The sequence below is a fragment of the Xenorhabdus stockiae genome, assembly GCF_002632825.1.
GTDB lineage: Bacteria > Pseudomonadota > Gammaproteobacteria > Enterobacterales > Enterobacteriaceae > Xenorhabdus > Xenorhabdus stockiae.
The window spans coordinates 1-1,797 of the sequence record NZ_NJAJ01000114.1; the positions used below are offsets into that span (position 1 = coordinate 1).

At 38.7% G+C, this 1,797-nt stretch carries 7 protein-coding genes; all 7 read left to right on the top strand.

All coding sequences use genetic code 11. The features are described from left to right. On the top strand, positions 1-184 hold a 184-nt coding region (locus Xsto_RS20615; RefSeq protein ID WP_099126306.1), incomplete at its 5' end, for a hypothetical protein. After that, positions 174-311: a hypothetical protein gene (locus tag Xsto_RS21765; protein WP_169926714.1), complete on the top strand. Its 138-nt coding sequence runs from the start codon at positions 174-176 to the stop codon at positions 309-311. The genes Xsto_RS20615 and Xsto_RS21765, both read left to right, overlap by 11 nt. Positions 312-313: 2 nt before the next feature. Next, positions 314-481 (top strand): hypothetical protein, encoded by a 168-nt coding sequence (locus Xsto_RS21770; RefSeq protein ID WP_169926715.1) that lies wholly within the window; start codon positions 314-316, stop codon positions 479-481. Between the two features lie 2 nt (positions 482-483). Further along, positions 484-879 carry a hypothetical protein gene (locus Xsto_RS20620; protein WP_099126307.1) on the top strand — a complete coding sequence of 132 codons (396 nt, stop codon included), beginning with the start codon at positions 484-486 and terminating at the stop codon, positions 877-879. 116 nt (positions 880-995) lie between these two features. Next, entirely contained in the window at positions 996-1,337 is a 342-nt protein-coding gene (locus Xsto_RS20625; RefSeq protein ID WP_099126308.1) for a hypothetical protein, read from the top strand. Continuing rightward, positions 1,334-1,615: a hypothetical protein gene (locus Xsto_RS20630; protein ID WP_099126309.1), complete on the top strand. Its 282-nt coding sequence runs from the start codon at positions 1,334-1,336 to the stop codon at positions 1,613-1,615. Before Xsto_RS20625 ends, Xsto_RS20630 begins: the two co-directional genes overlap by 4 nt. Next, positions 1,612-1,797, top strand: a 186-nt coding sequence (locus Xsto_RS20635) for a hypothetical protein (protein WP_211284365.1), incomplete at its 3' end; no start/stop codon positions are given. The genes Xsto_RS20630 and Xsto_RS20635, both read left to right, overlap by 4 nt.

Sequence of the window (1,797 nt, forward strand, 5' to 3'; positions counted from 1 at the left end):
ACCCGATGAAATAACATTAAGAGATTATTTTGCGGCTAATGCAATGTCTGCAATTGTTCGTCGTTACGATGGTATGGGCTTCGGTGGGAATAAAGATTCGCGTGATTATAAAGAGCTATCTGAAAGCGCATATTTCATTGCAGATGCAATGATAAAAGTACGGGAGAATAACAATGAACAATAAGAATCTTATTGAATATATTGAAGAAATAAGTAACGCCATAAAAAGTAGAGATTTAGATGATGGTAAATATGAGGCCATTGAGGACGCCTTACGTTTAATAGAAAGAATACTTGAGATTGGAGAATAACAATGGAAAGATATTTAGTTAAAAGCTATATAAAAAATGATGAAGGTAAATATATTGTCTGCGAAGAAGCTCTATTCGATAGCATGAAAGAAGTCAGAGAGTATATAAAAAATGAATTTCCTGACGATTTATGTGAAAACATAGAAATTGAGAGGTTAAAAGGAGAATAACAATGCCTAAACACATTCACGCTGATTTAATATCTGAGTACGCTAGGTTGTCTCATATTACCGATAGGCCGTGGGAGTATTTTGAGTTTTTTTATAACGGTGAATGGGGTCAATGTAATGTTGAGATAAGGTTTTCTCAGGATTGTGAATATAGACTAAAACCTCGCACTATCAAAATTGGGGAAATAGAGTTTTCTGAGCCAGTGAGGGTAAAGCTTAAATACGACAATAAGTATTATTATCCAATTATAACTCACGGTGGAAAAGACGGAATTGACTGGTCATACTGGAAAAACTCTAAGTTAGACAATGGAAGATTAAATAGTGGCTTAATCCACCTTGACCGCGAATCAGCCGAACTCCACGCTAAAGCGCTTATTTCCCTGACTTCTAAATAATCCAACCCAAAAATAACAAATCGTTTTCACTAACGAGGGCTTTTTATGCATAAAAACTCATTCGATTGGTGCGCGGTCATACCCAAAAAACCACAAGCAGTCAGGAACCGGCGCGCATGGAAGCGCCGTCTCGCCTTATTCCTTATTTCAATTGTTGTGCTTATTCCAGCTTAACGGAGGTCATTATGTTGCCGTCAATAAATTTCCAATATGTACTAAAAGATGAGCGGGTATCTAACGGGCGAGTCATTATCCGTTATCACGATCTAGGTGACATGCAATTTGATATTCCATTCAAAGAAATTGCCAGTCGTTCAAATCTGGATATTAGCGACATGTTCTCTTATGCCAGAGTCCATTGTGATACAGAACGTATTGCGGAAGAAATGAAGAAAGCAGGTTTTAGTTATCGTGAACTTATGGCTATCGCTCAGCATATGATTGAGGAGGTTGTATGAGATGCGACTCTAATGAAACCTATTGGGATGACCGCCGTAATGAAGCCGACGATATCGTTACGGCGGAAGCTTGTCAGGAACTGACCGAAGAAGAACTCGACGAAGAAGTTGAGAAAATTGTCCTGAGTTTTATCGATAATTCATTACCTGAGGGGGCGGGCAAAGTACTTAACCCGATATTCAAAAGCAACACGTCTGCATGGGATATCTACGTAGAGGCCTTAAATAAAATCGTGTTGATAGGCCTGGAGGATAAATTAATAGGGAGGGCAGCATGAGTACACAAGAAATTATTATTCAGGAACAAAACCCCATAGCCGCAGGAAATGCAGTAGCCCCAATGAAATTAATTGAAATGGCAGTCTCCTCTAATGCAGATATAGATAAATTAGAGAGGTTGCTAGAGTTGCAAACAAAATGGGAGGCCGGACAGTCAAGAAAGGAATTCCTAGATGCTATG

What these genes read in the sequence shown, in the direction of transcription:
- Xsto_RS21765 (WP_169926714.1), top strand. Translation starts at nt 174, where the DNA reads ATGAACAATAAGAATCTTATTGAATATATTGAAGAAATAAGTAACGCC.
- Xsto_RS21770 (WP_169926715.1), top strand. Translation starts at nt 314, where the DNA reads ATGGAAAGATATTTAGTTAAAAGCTATATAAAAAATGATGAAGGTAAA.
- Xsto_RS20620 (WP_099126307.1), top strand. Translation starts at nt 484, where the DNA reads ATGCCTAAACACATTCACGCTGATTTAATATCTGAGTACGCTAGGTTG.
- Xsto_RS20625 (WP_099126308.1), top strand. Translation starts at nt 996, where the DNA reads ATGGAAGCGCCGTCTCGCCTTATTCCTTATTTCAATTGTTGTGCTTAT.
- Xsto_RS20630 (WP_099126309.1), top strand. Translation starts at nt 1,334, where the DNA reads ATGAGATGCGACTCTAATGAAACCTATTGGGATGACCGCCGTAATGAA.